16 protein-coding genes are annotated in these 18,766 nt (G+C 72.4%); 7 read left to right on the forward strand and 9 right to left on the reverse strand.

From position 1 onward, the window contains the following. Positions 1-16: 16 nt before the first annotated feature. The 3 genes from H4F70_RS17415 to H4F70_RS20710 form a co-directional block, all read right to left on the reverse strand. The gene (locus H4F70_RS17415; RefSeq protein WP_308316687.1) at positions 17-1,741 is read right to left on the reverse strand and encodes an N-acyl-D-amino-acid deacylase family protein; all 1,725 of its coding nucleotides are present in this window, start codon (positions 1,739-1,741) and stop codon (positions 17-19) included. 58 nt (positions 1,742-1,799) lie between these two features. After that, entirely contained in the window at positions 1,800-2,762 is a 963-nt protein-coding gene (locus H4F70_RS17420; protein WP_235681195.1) for an alpha/beta hydrolase, read from the reverse strand. A 63-nt stretch (positions 2,763-2,825) separates the two neighbouring features. Continuing rightward, positions 2,826-3,473, reverse strand: coding sequence for a TetR/AcrR family transcriptional regulator (locus tag H4F70_RS20710; RefSeq protein ID WP_182358118.1), 648 nt, complete (start codon positions 3,471-3,473; stop codon positions 2,826-2,828). Positions 3,474-3,532: 59 nt separating this feature from the next. On the opposite strand from H4F70_RS20710, the gene H4F70_RS17430 reads away from it, so the two are divergent. Beyond that, a complete protein-coding gene (locus H4F70_RS17430) occupies positions 3,533-5,143 on the forward strand; it encodes a flavin-containing monooxygenase (RefSeq protein ID WP_182358119.1) in 1,611 nt (536 codons plus the stop codon). 117 nt (positions 5,144-5,260) lie between these two features. Here H4F70_RS17430 and H4F70_RS17435 read toward each other — a convergent pair whose 3' ends face one another. Then, positions 5,261-6,802, reverse strand: a complete 1,542-nt coding sequence (locus tag H4F70_RS17435) for a class I adenylate-forming enzyme family protein (protein ID WP_182358120.1) — start codon at positions 6,800-6,802, stop codon at positions 5,261-5,263. A gap of 678 nt (positions 6,803-7,480) precedes the next feature. On the opposite strand from H4F70_RS17435, the gene H4F70_RS17440 reads away from it, so the two are divergent. Beyond that, positions 7,481-8,161: a hypothetical protein gene (locus H4F70_RS17440; RefSeq protein WP_182358121.1), complete on the forward strand. Its 681-nt coding sequence runs from the start codon at positions 7,481-7,483 to the stop codon at positions 8,159-8,161. Here H4F70_RS17440 and H4F70_RS17445 read toward each other — a convergent pair. Genes H4F70_RS17445 through H4F70_RS17455 form a run of 3 tightly spaced genes read right to left on the reverse strand, consistent with a single transcriptional unit; the run spans position 8,158 to position 11,346 of the window. Continuing rightward, positions 8,158-8,907 (reverse strand): cobalt-precorrin-6A reductase, encoded by a 750-nt coding sequence (locus tag H4F70_RS17445; RefSeq protein WP_182358122.1) that lies wholly within the window; start codon positions 8,905-8,907, stop codon positions 8,158-8,160. The genes H4F70_RS17440 and H4F70_RS17445 overlap by 4 nt on opposite strands. Then, entirely contained in the window at positions 8,904-10,433 is a 1,530-nt protein-coding gene (locus tag H4F70_RS17450; RefSeq protein ID WP_182358123.1) for a cobyric acid synthase, read from the reverse strand. The genes H4F70_RS17445 and H4F70_RS17450 overlap by 4 nt, the downstream gene beginning before the upstream one ends. A 55-nt stretch (positions 10,434-10,488) precedes the next feature. Continuing rightward, a complete protein-coding gene (locus tag H4F70_RS17455) occupies positions 10,489-11,346 on the reverse strand; it encodes a siderophore-interacting protein (protein WP_182358124.1) in 858 nt (285 codons plus the stop codon). 117 nt (positions 11,347-11,463) lie between these two features. Here H4F70_RS17455 and H4F70_RS17460 point away from each other — a divergent pair, with 117 nt between their 5' ends. The 5 genes from H4F70_RS17460 to H4F70_RS17480 all read left to right on the forward strand — a co-directional run bounded on the left by H4F70_RS17460 (position 11,464) and on the right by H4F70_RS17480 (position 16,820). Next, positions 11,464-12,450, forward strand: coding sequence for an ABC transporter substrate-binding protein (locus H4F70_RS17460; RefSeq protein ID WP_182358125.1), 987 nt, complete (start codon positions 11,464-11,466; stop codon positions 12,448-12,450). After that, positions 12,447-13,475 carry a FecCD family ABC transporter permease gene (locus tag H4F70_RS17465; protein WP_182358126.1) on the forward strand — a complete coding sequence of 343 codons (1,029 nt, stop codon included), beginning with the start codon at positions 12,447-12,449 and terminating at the stop codon, positions 13,473-13,475. The genes H4F70_RS17460 and H4F70_RS17465 overlap by 4 nt, the downstream gene beginning before the upstream one ends. After that, entirely contained in the window at positions 13,472-14,575 is a 1,104-nt protein-coding gene (locus tag H4F70_RS17470) for a FecCD family ABC transporter permease (protein WP_182358127.1), read from the forward strand. The genes H4F70_RS17465 and H4F70_RS17470 overlap by 4 nt, the downstream gene beginning before the upstream one ends. A gap of 31 nt (positions 14,576-14,606) precedes the next feature. Further along, positions 14,607-15,455, forward strand: coding sequence for an ABC transporter ATP-binding protein (locus H4F70_RS17475; RefSeq protein WP_182358128.1), 849 nt, complete (start codon positions 14,607-14,609; stop codon positions 15,453-15,455). Between the two features lie 72 nt (positions 15,456-15,527). Then, positions 15,528-16,820, forward strand: coding sequence for an alpha/beta hydrolase (locus H4F70_RS17480; RefSeq protein WP_182358129.1), 1,293 nt, complete (start codon positions 15,528-15,530; stop codon positions 16,818-16,820). 22 nt (positions 16,821-16,842) lie between these two features. Here the strand turns inward: H4F70_RS17480 and H4F70_RS17485 are convergent, their stop codons facing one another. Both H4F70_RS17485 and fbaA read right to left on the reverse strand, forming a co-directional pair. Then, a complete protein-coding gene (locus tag H4F70_RS17485) occupies positions 16,843-17,262 on the reverse strand; it encodes a DUF3151 domain-containing protein (RefSeq protein WP_182358130.1) in 420 nt (139 codons plus the stop codon). Positions 17,263-17,516: 254 nt separating this feature from the next. Beyond that, positions 17,517-18,560, reverse strand: coding sequence for a class II fructose-bisphosphate aldolase (gene fbaA / locus H4F70_RS17490; protein ID WP_182358131.1), 1,044 nt, complete (start codon positions 18,558-18,560; stop codon positions 17,517-17,519). Between the last annotated feature and the right edge of the window lie 206 nt (positions 18,561-18,766).

Here is an 18,766-nt window from a genome sequence, read left to right on the forward strand (position 1 = left end):
TTGCTGGGCAGCGCCGCTATGTCCCCGCAGGCGCCGCCTTCGCCCCGCGCACCAGCCGCCCGGGCAGCGCGCCCGTGTGCTCGCCGTCCTCCAGCACCACTTCGCCGGCGACGATGGTCGCGCGGTACCCGGTAGCCGTCTGCATCAGCCGCCGCCCGCCGGTGGGCAGGTCATAGCGCACGTCGGGATGGTCGGCCTGCAGCGCCTCGAAGTCGATCACGTTGATGTCGGCGCGGTACCCGGGTGCCAGCAGACCCCGGTCGAGAAGACCGACGGCTGTGGCTGTGTCAGTGGTGTGCCGCTTGATCAACCACTCCACGGGGAAGCGCCGCCCGCGTGTGCGGTCGCGCCCCCAGTGCGTGAGCATCGTCGTGGTGAAGCTCGCGTCGCAGATCGCGCCGCAGTGCGCGCCCCCGTCGCCCAGCGCGGGCACGGTCCCCGCGCGGGCGAGCATGTCGCCCACCGCATCCAGGTTTCCGTCGCTGTAGTTGAGCATCGGGAAGTACAGCAGCCCGCCGGCCAGCATGGTCTCGTAGGCGAATTCCGCCGCCGGCACCCCGGCGCGCGCCGCGTGCGCGGCCACCGAATCCTCCGGGCCGGGTTCGTAGTTCGGCGGCGTGCCCAGCAGGTACATGCGCTCGAAATCGGTGGCCAGGCGGTGCTGGAAGGCGTTGTCATCGGAGGGTGCGGCGGCCAGCATCCGCGCGCGCACCTCCGGGGTGCGCAGCCGTTCACGAAGTTCCGGCGTAGCCAGGTCCGCCAGCTCGCGGAACACCGGGTTGGCCGTGAACGGATGCCAGCTCAGCTCCCAGCCCAGCAGCACCCCCACCGCGCGCGGCGCCACCTGTCCGAGTACCGGCAGCCCCGTGCGCTCCGCCACCTGCGCCAGCCCGTCGAGCAGGTCCCGCCACTTGCCGGGCACCCTGTCCGCCTGCGTGATCGACACCGATGCGGGCCGCCCCGACTCTGCGACGATGGCGCGGACGAGCTCCATCTCCTCGGGCTCGTCCATGAAGTCCGAGATCAGATCCGTCACACCGCCGCCCGCGTCGCGCAGACCGCCGGCCAGCGCCACGAGCTCGGAGTGCGGCGCGGTGAGGCTCGGGGTCGGCTCACCCGCCGAGGTCTTGTGCACGGCGGTGCGCGAGGTCGACCAGCCCAGCGCCCCGGCCCGCACCGCCTCCGCGATGATCGCCCGCATCCGCGCCGTCTCCTCCTCGGTGGGGCGGGCCGTGTGGTCGGCACCGCGCGCGCCCATCACGTAGGTGCGCACCGCGCCGTGCGGCACCTGCGCGGCGAAGTCGATGGCGTGCGGGGTGTCGATGGCGTCGAGGTACTCGGGGAAGGATTCCCAGTCCCACGCGATGCCCTCCGCGAGAACACTTCCGGGAATGTCCTCGACGCCCTCCATGAGCCCGATCAGCCAGTCGCGGTCCTCGGCGCGCACCGGGGCGAAGCCCACGCCGCAGTTGCCCATCACCACCGTCGTCACCCCATGCAGGGCCGACGGTGTGAGCACCGGGTCCCACGTCACCTGGCCGTCGTAGTGGGTGTGGATGTCGACGAAGCCGGGCGTCACCAGCAGCCCGGCCGCGTCGATCTCGCGGTGGCCGGCGTCGGCGACCTCGCTGACCGCGGTGACGGCCCCGCCGTCGATCGCGACGTCCGCGGTGAACGGCGCGCCGCCGCTCCCGTCGACGACGGTGCCACTACGGATCACAAGATCATGCACGGTGCTCACACGCCTTCCTCAGATGGTGTCGGTGCCGGCCGGGGCCCGAGGGGTCGGGATGGGGTTGCTATCCGGCCACCGCATCGCAGAGCCGCACCACGGCGTCCACGATCCGGTCCTGCGCGGCGGCGGCCGCCTGGGAGACCGCGGTGAACTGCAAGAACGCATGCGGGAGCTCCGGGAACGCCATGAGCTCCACCGGGGTGCCCGCCGCCTCGGCCGCGTCCGCATACGCCAGTCCCTCGTCGCGCAGCGGATCGTGCCCGCACGCCACGACGAGCGTCCGCGGCAGCGCCGTCCCGGGACGCACCGCGCGCAGCGGCGCGATCCGAGGGTCCGACCGCAGCGCCGGGTCGGGGCAGTAATGGTCGAAGAACCAGCGCATCTCGTCCACGCCAAGGAAGCCGGTGGAGCGCGTGGCATAGGACTGCGTCGTCAGGTCGCTGTCCACCACCGGCCCCACCAGCACCTGGGCCGCGATCCGCGCCGACGACGCAGCCGCACACACGGCGGCCAGGTTCCCGCCGGAGCTGTCGCCGCCGACCACGATGGCGCCGCCGAATCCCTCCGCCATGCCCGGGCCGCCGGCCGCCACCCACTCGACCACCGCCGACGCGTCGTCGACCGCCGCGGGGAACCGGTGCTCGGGCGCGAGCCGGTAGTCGACGCTCACGACGGTGCGCCGCGTCGCGTCCGCGATGCGGCGGCAATACGCATCCGCATAGTCCAGGTCCCCCGTGACCCAGCCGCCGCCGTGGAAGTGGATCAGCGTGCCCGACCCACGACGGCCGCGCGCGCGGTACACGCGCACCGGCACCGGCGGCGCCCCGCTCGACGGCCTCGCAACGGCCTCGGCCGCCGCGACGGATGGCGGCCCCGGGGCGCACGCGGACACCGTGGCGCGGATCCGTTCGCGGGCCACGTCCACGCTCTGATGGATCATGCGCTGCGCCTCGTCGCGCGGCAGCCCCGCCAGGATCTGCCCCAGCGCGGCGTCCAGCGGCGCGTCGGCGATCGTCGCTCTTGTCATGAACTAGACTCTAGTTCTATTGTGATCCGTATGACAATAGCCCGCTTCCGGCACCGCGCGGCGTCAGCGCCGCGGGGCCGCCGCGCGGGCATCGAGCACGGCGGGCACCGCGGCCGCGAAGACGATCTCCACGAAGCGGTCCACCAGCCGGTGCACCTCCTCGATCCGTTGGCGCCCCTGGCTGTACAACGCGAGTTGATGTACGAGCAGCGCGGACGCCATCACCACCACGTCGTCGCGCTCGGCGGGCGGCAGCTCCGGCACCTGCTCCCGGTACGAGTCGACGACCTGCGCCGAGAACTGGTCCAGGATCCGCCGCACCACCGGATCGTCCGACTGCTGCAGCGCATAGTGCAATCGCAGATACGCGGGGTACGCCTCGAAGCGCCGGACGGAATGGTGCAGACGTGCCCGCAGCCGCTCCCCCGCCGCAGCCGCATCCGCGCCGGCGTCCCCGGACCGGGCCTGCGCGTCGGCCGCAGACCACTCGCGCAGCACCACCGCGTACAGCTGTTCTTTGGAGGGGAAGTAGCGGTACAGCGTCCCCAGCGCCACACCCGCGCGCGCCGCCACGTCGCGGATCTGGACGGCGGCAGCGGCCTCGTCGCCTTCGGCCAGCAACGCCCCCGCGGCCGCGACGATCGCGCCCCAGCGCGCGCGTTGATGCGCGGGCAGCACGTCCGGATCCTCGGCGAACCCTCCGGCCTCCATCGGCTGCGCCTCCTCCCGCCGGCCCCACTGACCGCACTGTCGAATCGAGGTTGCCACAGATGAACGCCCACCGCGCACACCAGCACGCCACGCACGACGTCCTCGTCGTCGGCGCGGGCTTCGCCGGCCTCTACATGCTGCACGCCGCACGGGAACTGGGCCTCGACGCGCACCTCGTCGAGGCGGCCGACGGGATCGGCGGCACCTGGCACCACAACCGCTATCCGGGCGCGCGCTGCGACGTCGACAGCATCGACTATTCGTACTCTTTCGACCCCGCCCTGCGCGCGCAGTGGCGTTGGACCCAGCGGTATCCGTCTGCGCAGGAGATCCGGCGCTACCTGCAGACCGCCGCGGACCGGCTCGGGCTGCACCCGCACATCAGCCTGTCGACGACCGTCGCCGGGGCGGACTACGACGACGAGGCCGGGAGGTGGGAGGTCCGCGCCGACGACGGGCGGCGGTGGACGCCGCGATGGCTGATCTTCGCCACCGGCAGCCTCTCGCAGGCGAACGCCACGGAGTTCCCCGGCGCGTCCGGGTACCGCGGCCGGCTGCTGCACACCGCCGACTGGCCGGACGACGCGGACCTGCGTGGCAAGCGGGTCGGCGTCATCGGCACCGGCTCGTCCGGGGTGCAGGCGATCCCGGCTCTGGCCGGACAGGCGTCGCAGTTGACGGTGTTCCAGCGGACCGCCGGCTACGTGGTGCCCGCGCGGAACCGCCCCCTCGACCCGGTGGAGACCGACGCGATCGAGGCCGACTACCCCACGCGACGCCAGGCACTGCGCGAGTCATTCGGCGGATGGCATCTGCCGCCGTCGCTGGGTCCGGCCGCCGAGGTCCCGCGGGACGAGGGGCTCGCCGAGCTCGAGCGGCGCTGGGCCCTCGGCGGGCTGTGCGTGCAGTCCGCCTTCTCGGACGTCATGACGAACCCGGAGGCGAACGCCGTCGTCGCGGATTTCGTGCGCGACAAGATCCGCGCCGCCGTCGACGACCCCGCCACGGCCGAGGCACTGTGCCCGCAGCACTTCCCCATCGGCGCCAAGCGGCTGTGCGTGGGCACCGACTACTACGAGACCTTCAACCGCGACCACGTGGAGCTCGTGGACCTGCGGGCGACGCCGATCGAGACGTTCACGCCGGACGGCATCCGCACCAGCGCACGGGACTTCGGCCTGGACGCGGTCGTCCTCGCCACCGGCTTCGATGCGATGACCGGCGCACTCTCGCGCATCGACATCCGCGGCCGCGGCGGGCGCCGGCTGCGCGACGCGTGGGCGGCCGGCCCGCGCACCTACCTCGGCGTGTCGGTGGCGGGTTTCCCCAACATGTTCGTGCTCGCCGGCCCGGGCAGCCCGTCGGTGATGTCCAACGTCGTCGTCTCCATCGAGCAGCACGTCGAATGGGTGCGCGACCTGCTGGCGCACCTGACCGGCTCGGGCGCCGGCACCGTCGAGGCGACCGCCGAAGCACAGGACCGGTGGGTGGAGCTCGGCAATCAGATCGCCGCCGGCACCCTCTACCCGCAGGCTGATTCGTGGTACCTGGGCGCCAACGTCCCCGGCAAGCCACGCGTATTCATGCCGTTCCTCGGCGGAGTCGGCACCTACCGGGGCATCTGCGACGGCGTGGCCGCCGACGGGTACAAGGGGTTCGCACTGGGCTGACGCGGTACGCGATCACTCCCGCCGCCCCGTCCGCCGACCAAGCGGAAAATGCCGGATCCCGCGCCGGAACGTGCAGAATCCGCTTGGTCGGCACTGCAGCAACCGGCGCGGCAGGACTCACACCTTCCTGCGCACCTCGCGCTTGAGGATCTTCCCCGAGGCGTTGCGCGGGATGGCGTCGAGCACCACGAGGTCATGCGGCACCTTGTAGTGCGCGATCCGCTCGCCGCAGAACTCCCGCAGCTCGTCGAGGCCCAGGCTCGCCCCCTCTGCCAGCGTCACGACGGCCACGATCGACTCGCCGTACTCCGCATGCGGCCTCGCCACCACGGCGCAGTCGACGACGGACGGGTGCGCGGCGACGGCGTTCTCCACCTCGACCGAGTACACGTTGCGCCCGCCCGTGATGATCATGTCCTTGAGCCGGTCGACCACGGTCATGCAGCCGTCGGCGTCGACCAACGTGAGGTCGCCGGTGTGCAGCCAGCCGTCGCGGATGGTCTCGGCGGTCTGCTCCGGCTTGTTCCAGTACTCCTTCATCACCGTCACGCCGCGCAGGATCATCTCTCCCACCTCCCCCGGGGCCACGTCGGTGCCGTCGGGGCGTACCACCCGGCATTCCAGGTTGATCAACGCCTCCTTGCCGCTGGTCTCCGGCCGTGCCACCACCTGTTCGTGCTTGGCGAGGATGCCGCCGGGCCCGGCCTCCGTCTGCCCGCACAGCTGCATGAACTCGACGCCCGGGAACGTCGCCACGAGTTGCTGCACGGCGGACGCCGGCATGGGGGCGGCCCCGAACATCCCGGTGCGCCACGCCCCCAGGTCCCGTTCCGCCACGCCCGGCACCCGCATGAGGAACTGGTAAATGGTGGGAACCCCGAACATCATCGTGATGCGCTCGCCTGCGATGGTGTCCAACACCGCCACCGGGTCGAATCCGCTGTGCACGATGTGCGTCGCACCCACGAACACGCCCGGCAGCAGCATCAGGTTGAGCTCGGCGGAGTGGTAAAGCGGGGCCACGTGCAGCAGCCGGTCGCCATCGCGCAGGCCGACTCCCCCGATGAACGCCGCCGTCTCCCACATCTGCCGGTGGTGGTCGAACAGCGCACCCTTCGGCTTGCCGGTGGTGCCCGAGGTGTAGAGGATCTCGCAGTCGTCGTCCTCGGTGATCGCCACGTCCACCGGCCCCGGCGCCGTCCCCTCCGCGGCTTCGAACAGGTCGGGGTATCCGGCATCCGCACCCGTGCAGTGGATGCGCAGCCGCTCGGGCAGGCCGGCCGCCACCGCATCGCGCACCGCCCCCGACACCGGCGGCGCGTAGATCAGGACCGACGCACCCGAGTCCCGGATCAGGTAGTCCAGCTCCAGCCCCGTCGACGCGGGGTTGACCGGCACCACCACCGCGCCCGCGCGCTGGGCGGCGTAGAAGGCGATGACGAACCTGTCGGTGTTGGGCGACATGAGCGCCAGCCGGTCCCCTTTGCGGAAGCCGCCGTCCACCAGCACAGCGGCCACGCGGTCGACGGCCGCGTCGAGCTCGGCGTAGGTGTAGCGGAGGTCGCCGAACACCAGCGCCTCGCGGTCCGGCACGCGGGCCGCGGTGGATCTCAGCGCCCCGGGAACGGTGGTGCGGCTCGTTGCGGGCGTGTGCGGCATGGCGGACCTCCCGACGCAGGATTTGTTACCTGCCTCACATCATGCCTTCTGGAATCCCGCTGCGGAGCGCGCAAGGTCTCCAGCTCTCTGTCGAGGTCGACGGCCTTTCCCGCGCCTAGGAGTTGCGGAAGAATTCCGGCCTCTACCCCCGCACAGACCACAGCAAGTTCCCGCAGGTCAGGCGCCAGGGCGGATTGTCAATACAACAGAACACAGGTCGATGACGCTACACGTTCACTTCCTCAATACCTAGCTTCGTGACAAGCCACTCCGCTGCCCAGAGTCGACAGAGCTCGGGATCGCCCCACCGCTGACCGCGACGAAATGCCCCACTGCCGACTTGCCTTGAAGTGGCACACGCGCCGATCACGCCGGCACCGCGCCCCCGATTCCGCGATCCCCCAATGCCGACAGCATCGGCCGCGCCCCCGACACCGCCATTCCCGGACCGTTCGCGACAGAAGCATGCCGAGCGGCTTGATACTGTCGTCAGCGTCGCGGTAGTCACGCGGAGGGACGGGGGACATGGTGCGTGGTTTCGTCTGGCAGAGGGAACGACGATGGATCAGATGGGCCGTCGTCCTGGTAGCCTCAATGGCGCTCATCGGATGGTCGATCGCCCCGGCCTCGGCAGCCCCCCCTCAAGGCGCGGCGTCTGTGGGCCTCCTCGCTGGAACCTTGCTCTTCACAATCGCGTTCATCTTCTTCCTGGGCGGATTGTGGTGGCGGTCCGTGGAATGGAAGAAGATCGTCGAACGCCAAGAGCAGATGGCAGACAACGTACGAGGCGGCTGGCAGGCCGCGGCGAGTCTGTACGCGGATCTCAGCAATGACAGGAGACTGCCTCCTCTCGACCCGACGCCCGTAGTGCTGCGCGAGAACGAGGTCATCCAAGTACGCACCGCCGCCCGGTATACGCGGTTCGTCAGTGCCGGGGACGGCTCGTATACCCACATGGTCGGTTTCGGCACCGGATGGGCCGGGGCGCTGCTGGCAGGCAGCGCGATGGTCGGCAACAGTCGCCGCAGAAATGCGGCCACGGCCGCAGCGGCGCCGGCGTGGCGCGAGCAGCAGCAGATCGAGTTCCTTGCCGGGAACTACGGCCTCATCGCATTCCCCAACGGCCAGGTGATGCATTTCGACTGGCAGGCAGTCTCGGCATTCCATCCCGCGCCAGAACACTTGTCGGTGACCTTCGAGTTCTACTCGGCGGCACCGTTGACCATCTCCGGGCCGTACGCCCCGCTCCTCTGTGTCTACGCAGCGTTCCACCTGTGGGGAAGGGAACGTTTCTGCAGCGCCCCTACGCTGCATGCCCTCCGCTCGGCGCCTGTGAGCGCCATGCCCCTCCCCCGCTAACCCATCTCCGCGGCCCACCGCGCGGCCGCCTCGGCATCGGGGACCGTGCGCACCCCCGCGGGCGCCGGCGGCCTGCGCACGACGATCACGTCCACCTTCAACTCGTCGGCGGCGTCGAGCTTGGCGCGGGTCATCACGCCCCCGGAGTCCTTGGTGACGAGCACGCGGATGCCGTGTTCGTGCATGAGCGCCCGCTCGGCGGCCAGGTCGTACGGTCCGCGCGACTCCAGCACCGTCCACTCGTCCGGCGCCGCGATGCCGAGCGGCTCGACCACGCGCACCAGCGTCGGGCACGACGCCAGCGGCCCGACGAAGCGGTCGAGCGTCTGGCGGCCGGTGGTGAGGAACACCGTGCCGCCCCGCACGGCTGCCTCCACCGCCGCGGCAGCCGCCGCATCGTGCCCGTCCACCCAGGTCCAACGGTGCGCACCGGGCTCGTCCGACCATCCGGGCCGTTGCAGGCGCAGCAGCGGCAGCCCGGCGCGGGCGCACGCGTCGGCCGCGTGGGCACTGATCCCCGCGGCGAACGGATGGGTGGCGTCGACGACCGCGGTGATCTGCTCCTCGCACAGGTACGACGCCAGGCCGTCGGTACCGCCGAACCCGCCGATCCGCACGGGCCCGACGGGCAGTCGCGGACGGCTCACCCGGCCGGCGAGCGAGGACACGAACGGGACGCCGGCGCCGTCGAGACGTTCCGCCAGCGCACGCGCCTCGCCGGTGCCGCCGAGCACCAGCACGCTCATCGGGGCTGCTCCAATGCGAGGCGGACCGTGGGCAGCGCGGGCCCGCCATCGAGCATCGCCAGCAGCGCGTCCACGTCGATGTGCTCGTCGATCAGGTCGGCCAGCCGGTCCAGCCGCTCCGCGCGGGCGGCTGCGAAGCCCACCGCCCCGGTTGCGATCGATTTTCCCCGCGCACGCGCCACCTCCCGCAGCCAGGCGGACCGCAGCGCATCGCCCTCCAGGGCGCCGTGCCACATGGTGCCGTACACGAGTCCGTCACGGGCGCCGCCCAGGAACCTGTCGCCGGACCCCACCGTCACGCGCCCGTGGTGGATCTCATAGCCCGACGCCGCGGCGCCCAGCGCGGTCCCCTCCGGCAGGCGCAGCACCTTGCCGGCGCGGAACTCGGTGATCGCGTCCAGCAGCCCCAGCCCCGGGGCGACGACGCCCGCGGAATCTTCCACGCCGTCCGGATCGCGGATCTCGCGGCCGAGCATCTGGAACCCCCCGCAGATCCCCAGCACCGCACCGCCGTCCGCGGCGTGCTCCGTGAGGGCCGCGTCGAGTCCGCGTCCGCGCAGCCAGGCCAGGTCGGCCAAGGTCGCCCGCGTGCCCGGCAGCACCACCACGTCGGCGCCGGCGAGCGCGCGCGGGTCGTCGACGTACCGCACCCGCACCCCCGGCTCCAGGCACAGCGCGTCGACGTCGGTGAAGTTGGAGATGCGCGGCAGCATCACCACGGCAATGGTGAGCGTCTCGGACTCACGAGGTGCCGCCGCACGATCCCCGCTGTCGGAGCGCCTGGCACCCAAGGACAGCGAGTCCTCCGAGTCCAGCCACAGCCCGCGCAGCCACGGCAGCACCCCCAGCACGGGACGGCCGGTGCGGCGCTCCAGCTCGTCGAGCCCGGGCCGCAGCAGGCCGACGTCGCCGCGGAACCGGTTGACGACGAACCCGCGCACCAGCTCCTGGTCCTCGGGCGAGAGCAGTGCCAGCGTGCCGGCCATGGATGCGAAGACGCCGCCGCGGTCGATGTCGCCGACGATGATCGTCGGCATCCCGGCCCGGCGTGCGAGCCCCATGTTGACGTAGTCGTGCGCGCGCAGGTTGATCTCCGCCGCGCTGCCCGCGCCCTCGCACACCACCACGTCGTAGCGCGAGCGCAGGTCGTCCAGTGCGTCGAAGGCGGCGCGGGCAAGGTGTTCCCGTCCGCCCGCGAACTCGCCGGCGTCGAGAGTGCCGGCGGGTTCGCCCATCACCACCACGTGGCTGCGGCGGTCGCTGCCCGGCTTGAGCAGCACGGGGTTCATCGCCGGCTCAGGCCGCGCCCCCGCCGCGACCGCCTGGACCCACTGGGCCCGGCCGATCTCCGCGCAGTCTCCCGCGGTGCCGCCCTCGACGACCATCGAGTTGTTCGACATGTTCTGCGCCTTGAACGGCGCGACGGCGATGCCGCGGCGGGCGAGGGCACGGCAGATCCCGGTGGTCACCACCGTCTTTCCGGCGTCCGAGGTGGTGCCGGCCACCAGCAGGGCCCGGCCGGTCATCGGGGGGTTCGGGATCGGGTGCGCGGCATGCGCCCATCCTGGCACCGCCGCCGGATCAGGGCCGCGCCCGCCCCCGGATCCAGAAGGTGGCCCAATTGGCCGCCTCGGGGTCGAGCCCCCAGGTCTTGACGGCCATCGTGCGCGCGGCCTTCGCCAAGTCCGCCTCGCCGCACGCCCATATGTACGGCACGCGCGCGGCGGGATGGCCGTCGCGGGTCCACTGCCTCAGGATCCGCGCGGTCTCGGCGCACTGGCGGTCCTCGGGCGCGTAGACCAATTCGAGGGTGCCCACGCGGTGCGCCCACTGCTCGAGCAGCCCGGGCTCGAGCTCCGCGTCCGAGGCGGCCAGCGCGAGCACGTGCGTCGACGCCAGCTCGCCGGGGTGATGTGCGGCGAGGAACTCGAGCACCGACCGCAGCGCGGGCACGGCCGTCGCGTCGGCCACCAGCAGCCGTTGCGCGTGAGGACGCCACCAGATGCCGTTGGACGTGTAGACGCCCGCGGTGTCGCCCGGCTCCGCCCGCAGCACCCACCGCGAGCCGGGCCCGCCGTCGCCGTGCGTCACCACGTCGACGTCGATGGTGGCGGCCGCCGGGTCGAGGCTGCGAATGGTGTACCAGCGGAGCTCCGGTTGCTCGTCGGGCGCGAGGGCGGAGACGGCGGCGCGGATGTTGGCGGCCGCGTCGGGGTCGAACCACCGGAACGTGCGACCTTCCCGCGGCATGAGCAGGCCGAAGTACTCGTCGGGCCCGCTGAGACGGTAGTCGGCGAACTCCGGGGCCGTGAATGTCAACCGGCGGACGTTGCGGGCCAGCGGCACGTTCGCGGTGACGGTGACCGGGATGATGCGGTGCTCCCCGGCGGCCGGGCGGGCGGCGAGGCGCGTGTCGGCGGCTGTGGTGCTGTGGGCCATGCGGCTCCTGGGTTGTGCGTCGCGGTCCGGCGGGGTCGCCGGACCGCGTCCGCCGGTCGGTTTCCGTCGGCCGATCCGGCTTCCGTTCAGGTATTAGCCTAGGCTAACCTGCTCCCCATGCAGAAATCTGATGCACCGACCCCCCTGCACCGGCGTCGCGGCCTCCTCGGCGCCGTCGCGGTGCTGTCCGCCGTGGCCCTGACGCTCGGCGGGTGCTCGCGCGGCGGCGACGGCGACACCGCGAACGCGGCGTCCGGAACCCAGCAGGCCGCCGACGACCAGCGCATCGCCGCGCTGGGTCTGGGCGACACCGACACGCTCCTCGCCCTCGGCATCACTCCCGTCGCGATCGCCCCGTGGGGCGCCCAGGGCGACGTCGACGAGTCCGGAGTGGGCCCGTGGGCGCAGGACGCGCTGGGCGACGCGCGCCCGCCGCTGATCTTCAACACGGCCAGCGGGTTCACCGCGGACATCGTCGAGCAGGTCGCGGCCACCAACCCCACGCAGATCATCGCCGTCAACAACGCGGTGAACGAGCAGGCGAAGACCGACCTCGAGCGCATCGCACCCGTCACCGTGCACCCGCCGGAGTACAAGGACTGGCAGGTGCCGTGGAAGGTGCAGGTCACCACCATCGCCGAGGCCGTCGGCAAGCCGGATCAGGGCCAGAAGCTCATCGAGCAGGCCGAGGCGAGCCTGGCCGAGTTCCGCGAGACGCACCCCGAGCTGCAGGGCAAGAAGGCCGCCGTGGTCATGCCCTACGCCGGGAAGCTCGGCCTCTACACCGAGGGCGACGGCCGCGGCGCGATGATCGAGAAGCTCGGGTTCACCATCCCCGACGATCTGCAGGCCACGCCCGACGGCACCTTCTACAAGGACATCGCGCCGGAGAACTACCGCGACCTCGACGTGCTCGACTACCTGTTCGTCCTCGACTACAACGGCGCCGCCGACGCCGTGCGCAACAGCCCCATTTTCCAGGGGCTCGACCTGGTCAAGCAGGACAAGGTGTACTACCTGGACCAGAGCACGGGCAACGCGATGAGCATGCCGAACCCGCTGACCATTCCGTACGTCGTCGACGCGATCGATCAGAAGTTGTGAGTGCACCGGTCCGCGGCCGCAGTAGGCGGGCGACGGCGATCCTCGTGATCGCCGTCGCCGGCGTGGTCGCGGGCTGCGTGCTCTCCCTCGTCGTCGGGGCCCGCCCCACCTCGCCGGGCGCCGCGTTCTCGGCGCTGTTCGCCGGGCCGGACGGCGGCGGGGGCGGCGACCTGGCGCAGGTGGTGTGGCAGCTCCGGGTGCCGCGCACGCTGCTCGCGCTCGCCGCGGGCGCAGCGCTGGCCGTCTCCGGCGCTTTCGCCCAGGCGTGGACGCGCAACCCGCTGGCCGACCCGGGCATCATCGGCATCACCGCCGGCGCCGCGTTCGCCGTCGCCGTCGGCACCACGCTGGGCGTCGTCGCCCTCGGCAGCCAGGCGCTGCTGGCGCTCGCGGGGGCCGGCGCGGTGGCGCTCGTCGTGCTCGCCGTCTCCCGCCGCACCTCCGACCCGCTGACGCTGCTGCTCGTCGGCTTCGGTATGGCGGCGGCGCTGCGCGCGGCGACGACGCTGCTGGCGCTGCAGGATTCGTCGGTGCTCGACGGGATGCGCCAGTGGATCGTCGGCTCCACCGTGGGGCGCAGCGGCGGCGACCTGGCCATCGCCGCCGTGGGGCTCGCCGTCGGCCTGGTGTTCGCGGCCGTCGCGGCCCGCCCGATGGACCTGCTCGCCATGGGCGAGTCCACCGCCGTCGGCCTCGGCGGGTCACCCCGCACCACGCGGACGCTCACCGCCCTGGCCGTCGTCATCCTCGCGGGCAGCGCCACGGCGGCCGTCGGCCCCATCGCCTTCGTCGGCTTCGCCGCGCCGCACCTGGTGCGGCGGTTCACCGGCCCGTCGCTGAGCCGGATGCTGATTCCCACCGCGCTCGTCGGCGCCGCCATCACGCTGCTCGCCGACGTGCTCGGCCGCGTCGTCGCGCGCCCCGGCGAGGTGGAGGTCTCGGTGGTGCTCGCCGTCATCGGGGCACCGCTGCTCATCGCCTCGGTGGTGCGCATGCGCCGGAGCCGCCCGGCGGTGTTCGCATGACCGGCACCACGGATCTGCGCCCGGCCGGCGTGGGCACCGGTCCCGCGCCGGCGCACGACGGCAGCGCGGGACGCCGCCGCACCGCCCGGGCCCGCCGCCTGCGCCTCATCTCCGTCTTCCTCGGACTCGCCGTCGTCACCGCGGTCGGCTACGTCATGCTCCTCGCCACCGGCCCCGTGCAGCTCACGGCGGGGCAGGTGCTCGACGCGCTCACCGGCGGCGGCACCGACAGGACCATCAGCATCGTCTGGGACCTGCGTCTTCCGGTGGCCATCGCCACCGTCGCGGTGGGCGCCGCCCTGGGCCTGGCGGGCGCGTGGACGCAGACGATGTCGCGCAACCCCATCGCCTCGCCCGACGTCCTCGGCATCACCGGCGGCGCGTCGGTGGCCGTCGTCGCCGGCACCGTGGTGGCCCGGCCGGCGTTCTCCGAGGACATCTCCACGTTCTGGTGGCGGGCGGCGATGGCGCTCGTCGGCGCGGCCGTCATCGTCGGCCTGCTGCTGCTCTTCGGCGGCTTCGGCTCGTCCCGCCGCGTCGTGGTCATCGGCTTCGCGCTGAGCCTGCTGTGCAGCAGTCTCGTCAGCTACCTGCTGCTGCGCGCCGATCTCACCCGCGCGACGGAGGCGCAGACGTGGCTGGCGGGGTCGACGGGACTCGTGCGCGCCGGGGCCCTCATCCCCTTGTCGGTGGGCCTGCTCGTATTCACCGCCCTGGGGGCGGCCGTCTCGCGTGACCTGCCGCTGCTCGCGCACGACGACACGACCGCCGCGGCCCTCGGCGTCCGGGTGCCGCGCGTCCGGATGGTGCTGCTGGTGGCGTCGACGGGGCTCGCAGCGGTGACCGTGGCCGTCGTCGGCCCCATCGGATTCGTCGCCCTCGTCGCGCCGCAGCTGGTGCGGCTGCTCAGCGGGCGTCCCACTCCCCCGCCGGCGACGTCGGCCGTCGGCGGGGCCGCGGTGATCACGGTGTGCGCGCTGGCCGCCGAGGCTCTGCCGTTCACCGCGCCCGTCGGGCTCATCACCGCGGTCGTCGGCGGCCCCGTCCTCATCGCGCTGGTGCTCGGCTCGGCGCGGCGCGGGAGGCGGTCCACGCCGTGAAGCATTGCGCACAGAGGCAGGAGGATTCCCGATGATCCCGCAGCAGCACACGCGGCGGCCCCCGCTGGACGGCGCCGACGCCGATCCCGCCCGTACCGGCTCCACGGTGACCGTCGAGGAGGTGCGGGCCGGCTACGGCTCGGCGCCCGACGTCGTCGGACCCGTGGCCCTGACCGCCCGCCCCGGCGAGACCACGACCCTGCTGGGGCCCAACGGATGCGGCAAGTCCACGCTGCTCAAGACGATGAGCCGGCAGCTGAGCCCGCGTGCCGGCAGGGTGCTCGTCGGCGACGAGGACGTGCACGGCATGGCGGCCCGGCACGCCGCCCGCACCATCGCCGTCCTGCCGCAGAACCCGGTGGCGCCCGAGGGGCTCACCGTGGGCGAGCTGGTGGCGCGCGGCCGCCACCCGCACCGGCCCTGGTGGCGCGGCGAGTCCGCGGCCGACTCCGCCGCCATCGACGCCGCACTGGAGGAGACCTCCACGACCGCGCTCGTCGACCGCGACATGGGCACCCTGTCCGGCGGCCAGCGCCAGCGGGTGTGGCTGGCGATGGTGCTGGCGCAGGACACCCCGGTGATCCTGCTCGACGAGCCCACCACCTACCTCGACCCGGCGCACGCCGTCGAAATGCTCGAGCTCGTGCAGGGGCTCGCGCGCCGCGGGCGCACCGTCGTCATGGTGCTGCACGACCTGATGATGGCGGGCGCCTACTCGGACCGGATCGTCGTGCTCGGGCAGGGCCGCATCCTGGGCTCCGGCACGCCGCAGCAGGCGCTGACCCCGGAGACGCTGGCGCAGACCTACCGGCTGCGGGCCGACGTGCTCGACGACCCGCAAGGCACGGTGCCGATCATCGTTCCGCGCGGAACCTGCTGATCGGCCGCGCACGCCGAAGGTCAATGTGCGAGAATTCTCCGGCTAGACGTCTGTCCGACACCCGGAGGTACCGTGACCGCACCCGCCCCGATCAGCCGCCCGGCCCGCGCACGCCCGACCGCCCGCGGCCTCCGGGCCCGCGGCCGCGCCGGCGTCGCGGCGGCTGCCCTCGGCGCGGTGGCCCTGAGCGTGGCCCCGCTGAGCGCGGTGGTGTTCACGCAGCCCGCCGCCGCCGCTCCGTTGTCCTCGGGCTCCGGCGGGGACTCCGGGTCGGCCGGGGCCGCCTCGGTGGAGTCGTCCGCGCAGTCGATGACCGGCTCGGGCGAGAGCGTCGGCTCGGCGAGCCCCCTCGGTTCCACCGACACCGCGTCGCTGGGCAGCACCGTCGCGCTGCCGATGGACGCCGTGTTCGGCAGCTCCGGGCTTCTCGAGGACCCGTACCAGGTCCCCCGGCCCGACCCGGCCATCACGCAGACGCGGGTGGTGCGCATCGAACGCGACGCCGCCGAACCGCGGCTGGAGACCTGGTACGTCGACTCCGCCTCGATGTCGCGGACCATCGCCGTGCAGGTGCTGCGGGCGGCGGACCCGGAAGCGCCCGCGCCGATGCTCTACCTGCTCGACGGGGTCGGCTCCGACCTGCCCAGCGGCTGGATCACCCTGGGGCACGCCGACGACTACTTCCGTGACAAACAGGTCACCGTGGTCATGCCCACCGGCGCCTACGGCTCGATGTACACCGACTGGATCGCCGACGACCCGATGCTCTCACGCAACAAGTGGGAGACCTTCCTGACCTCGGAGCTTCCGCCGCTGCTCGAGGGCGGCGCGCACGCGATCCCCTTCAACGGCAAGCGCGGCATCGCCGGCCTGTCGATGGGCGCGTCCGGGGCGCTGGGCATCGCCACGCTGCACCCCTCCCTCTACAGCGCGGTGGCGGGGATCAGCGGCTGCTACTCGTCGCTGTCCGACGCCGGCTACGCGATGACGAAGATGACGGTGGAGACGCGCCGCGGCGATGTCACCAAGATGTGGGGTGCCCGGGACAACCCCGAGTGGGCCCGGCACGACGTCCTCTCGCACGCCGACGCGCTGGAGGGGATGGCGGTGTACCTGTCCGCGTCGCCCGGGATCGGGCGGCCCGGCGAGCTGGAGGGACCGTACGGCGGCGACGTGTCCGCCTACCTGTCCGGCGCCGTCATCGAGCAGTTCGTCTACGGGTGCACCCAGGACCTCGACCGCGCACTCGACGACGTGGACGCCGACGTCCGCGTCGACTACCTGCAGGACGGGCTGCACGGCTGGGAAACCTTCGGCCCGCAGCTCGCGCCCGCGTGGCGGCACATGAGCCGGGCCCTGTACTGAGGCCGGCTCATGTGCCGGCGGTTCAGGCCAGGCCCAGCTCGCCCGCGGCCGCCGGGTCGCAGTCCTCGAGCAGATCGAGGCAGCGGCGGTACTCGCTGTCCTCGCCGATCGTCTGTGCGGCCCTGGCCAGCGCACCGACAGCGCGCAGGAACCCCCGGTTGGGCTCGTGGCTCCAGGGCACCGGGCCGTAGCCTTTCCAGCCGTTGCGGCGCAGCTGGTCCAGGCCGCGGTGGTATCCGGTGCGCGCATAGGCGTACCCGGCCACCGCGGCGCCCTCCTCCAGGGCGCCCTCTGCCAGCGTCGCCCAGGCGATGGACGCCGACGGGTACTTGGCCGCCACTGCGGTGGGGTCGGCGTGGTTGAGCAGCTCGGACTCGGCGTCGTCGTCATCGCCGGGAAGCAGGACGGGCGGGGGTCCCAGAAGGTCACCGAAAGAGGTCATGGTGCCCATTGTGCCGGAGGGGCCGCGCACCGTGGACCCGGACTGCGCCGCGCTCCGGCCGCCACCCCGCGTGCAGGCTGCCACCCCGCGTGCCGGTTGCGGCGACACGCCGGGACGACACGCGCGCGTGGTGATGATCGGCGCGAGGCGCGAGGCCAACCGAGCACGGCCCCCGCCATGCACACCGCCCCGGCACGCGACGGCGGCCGCACCCCCGGGGATGCGGCCGCCGTAATGCGTTCCGAACCGTGCGGTCAGGCGCTGACGGACTTGCCCGCCGAGTGCAGGTTCCGGCAGGCCTCCACCACGCGGTCGGTCATCGACTGCTCGGCCTTCTTGAGGTAGCTGCGCGGGTCGTAGACCTTCTTGTTGCCCACGTCGCCGTCGACCTTGAGCACACCGTCGTAGTTGGTGAACATGTGCGCGGCGAGCGGCCGGGTGAACGCGTACTGCGTGTCGGTGTCCACGTTCATCTTGATCACGCCGTAGGTCAGCGACTCTTCGATGTCCGAGACCGCGGAGCCGGAGCCGCCGTGGAAGACGAAGTCGAACGGGTTCTCGCCCTCCGACAGGCTCAGCTTCTTCTCGGCGATCCGCTGCCCGGCGGCCAGCACCGCCGGCTCGAGCTTGACGTTGCCCGGCTTGTACACGCCGTGCACGTTGCCGAACGTCGCTGCGAGCATGTAGCCGCGCTCGTCGCCGACCCCCGCGGCGCCGAGGGCGTCGACAGTCTTCGCGAAGTCCTCGTCCGAGGTGTAGAGCTTCTCGTTGATCGCGTTCTCGACGCCGTCCTCTTCACCGCCGACGACGCCGATCTCGATCTCGAGGATCTGCTTCGCCTTGGAGGTCAGGGCCATGAGCTCCTTGGCGATCTCCAGGTTCTCGTCGATCGGCACCGCGGAGCCGTCCCACATGTGCGACTGGAACAGCGGGTTCTTGCCGGCGTCGACCCGCTCCTGCGACAGCGCGATGAGCGGGCGGACGAAGCCGTCCAGCTTGTCCTTGGGGCAGTGGTCGGTGTGCAGCGCGATGTTGACGTCGTACTTGGCGGCCACCACGTGCGCGAACTCCGCGAGCGCGACCGCGCCGGTCACCATGTCCTTGACACCGAGCCCGGATCCGAACTCCGCGCCACCGGTGGAGAACTGGATGATGCCATCGCTGCCGGCCTCGGCGAAGCCGCGGATGGCGGCGTTGATGGTCTCGGACGACGTGCAGTTGATTGCGGGGTAGGCGAAGGTGTTCTCCTTGGCCCGTCCGAGCATCTCGGCGTAGGCCTCGGGGGTTGCGATGGGCACGGCTGGGGTCCTCCATTGACGACTGTGCAGGTCCGGGGCGGGCCGACACGGCCTACCGCACTCATTATGGCAACTCCCCGCGGCGAAGTCTCGTGACGGCCCACTCGGTGGGGACGGAAGGAGGGCGCCGGCCGCCGACGGTGACGAGGCTCACGGCCTCCCGGATCCACGCTGCGGTCCAGGTACGCTGGGCTCCGTGAATTTGC

This window comes from Tomitella gaofuii (genome assembly GCF_014126825.1).
Classification (GTDB): Bacteria; Actinomycetota; Actinomycetes; order Mycobacteriales; family Mycobacteriaceae; genus Tomitella; species Tomitella gaofuii.

Coding starts and splice junctions, on each gene's coding strand:
- H4F70_RS17455 (WP_182358124.1), bottom strand. CDS start 11,346: ATGGCCCACAGCACCACAGCCGCCGACACGCGCCTCGCCGCCCGCCCG.
- H4F70_RS17485 (WP_182358130.1), bottom strand. CDS start 17,262: ATGACCTCTTTCGGTGACCTTCTGGGACCCCCGCCCGTCCTGCTTCCC.
- H4F70_RS17450 (WP_182358123.1), bottom strand. CDS start 10,433: ATGACCGGCCGGGCCCTGCTGGTGGCCGGCACCACCTCGGACGCCGGA.
- H4F70_RS17475 (WP_182358128.1), top strand. CDS start 14,607: ATGATCCCGCAGCAGCACACGCGGCGGCCCCCGCTGGACGGCGCCGAC.
- H4F70_RS17470 (WP_182358127.1), top strand. CDS start 13,472: ATGACCGGCACCACGGATCTGCGCCCGGCCGGCGTGGGCACCGGTCCC.
- H4F70_RS17445 (WP_182358122.1), bottom strand. CDS start 8,907: ATGAGCGTGCTGGTGCTCGGCGGCACCGGCGAGGCGCGTGCGCTGGCG.
- H4F70_RS17430 (WP_182358119.1), top strand. CDS start 3,533: ATGAACGCCCACCGCGCACACCAGCACGCCACGCACGACGTCCTCGTC.
- H4F70_RS17420 (WP_235681195.1), bottom strand. CDS start 2,762: ATGACAAGAGCGACGATCGCCGACGCGCCGCTGGACGCCGCGCTGGGG.
- H4F70_RS17435 (WP_182358120.1), bottom strand. CDS start 6,802: ATGCCGCACACGCCCGCAACGAGCCGCACCACCGTTCCCGGGGCGCTG.
- H4F70_RS20710 (WP_182358118.1), bottom strand. CDS start 3,473: ATGGAGGCCGGAGGGTTCGCCGAGGATCCGGACGTGCTGCCCGCGCAT.
- H4F70_RS17460 (WP_182358125.1), top strand. CDS start 11,464: ATGCAGAAATCTGATGCACCGACCCCCCTGCACCGGCGTCGCGGCCTC.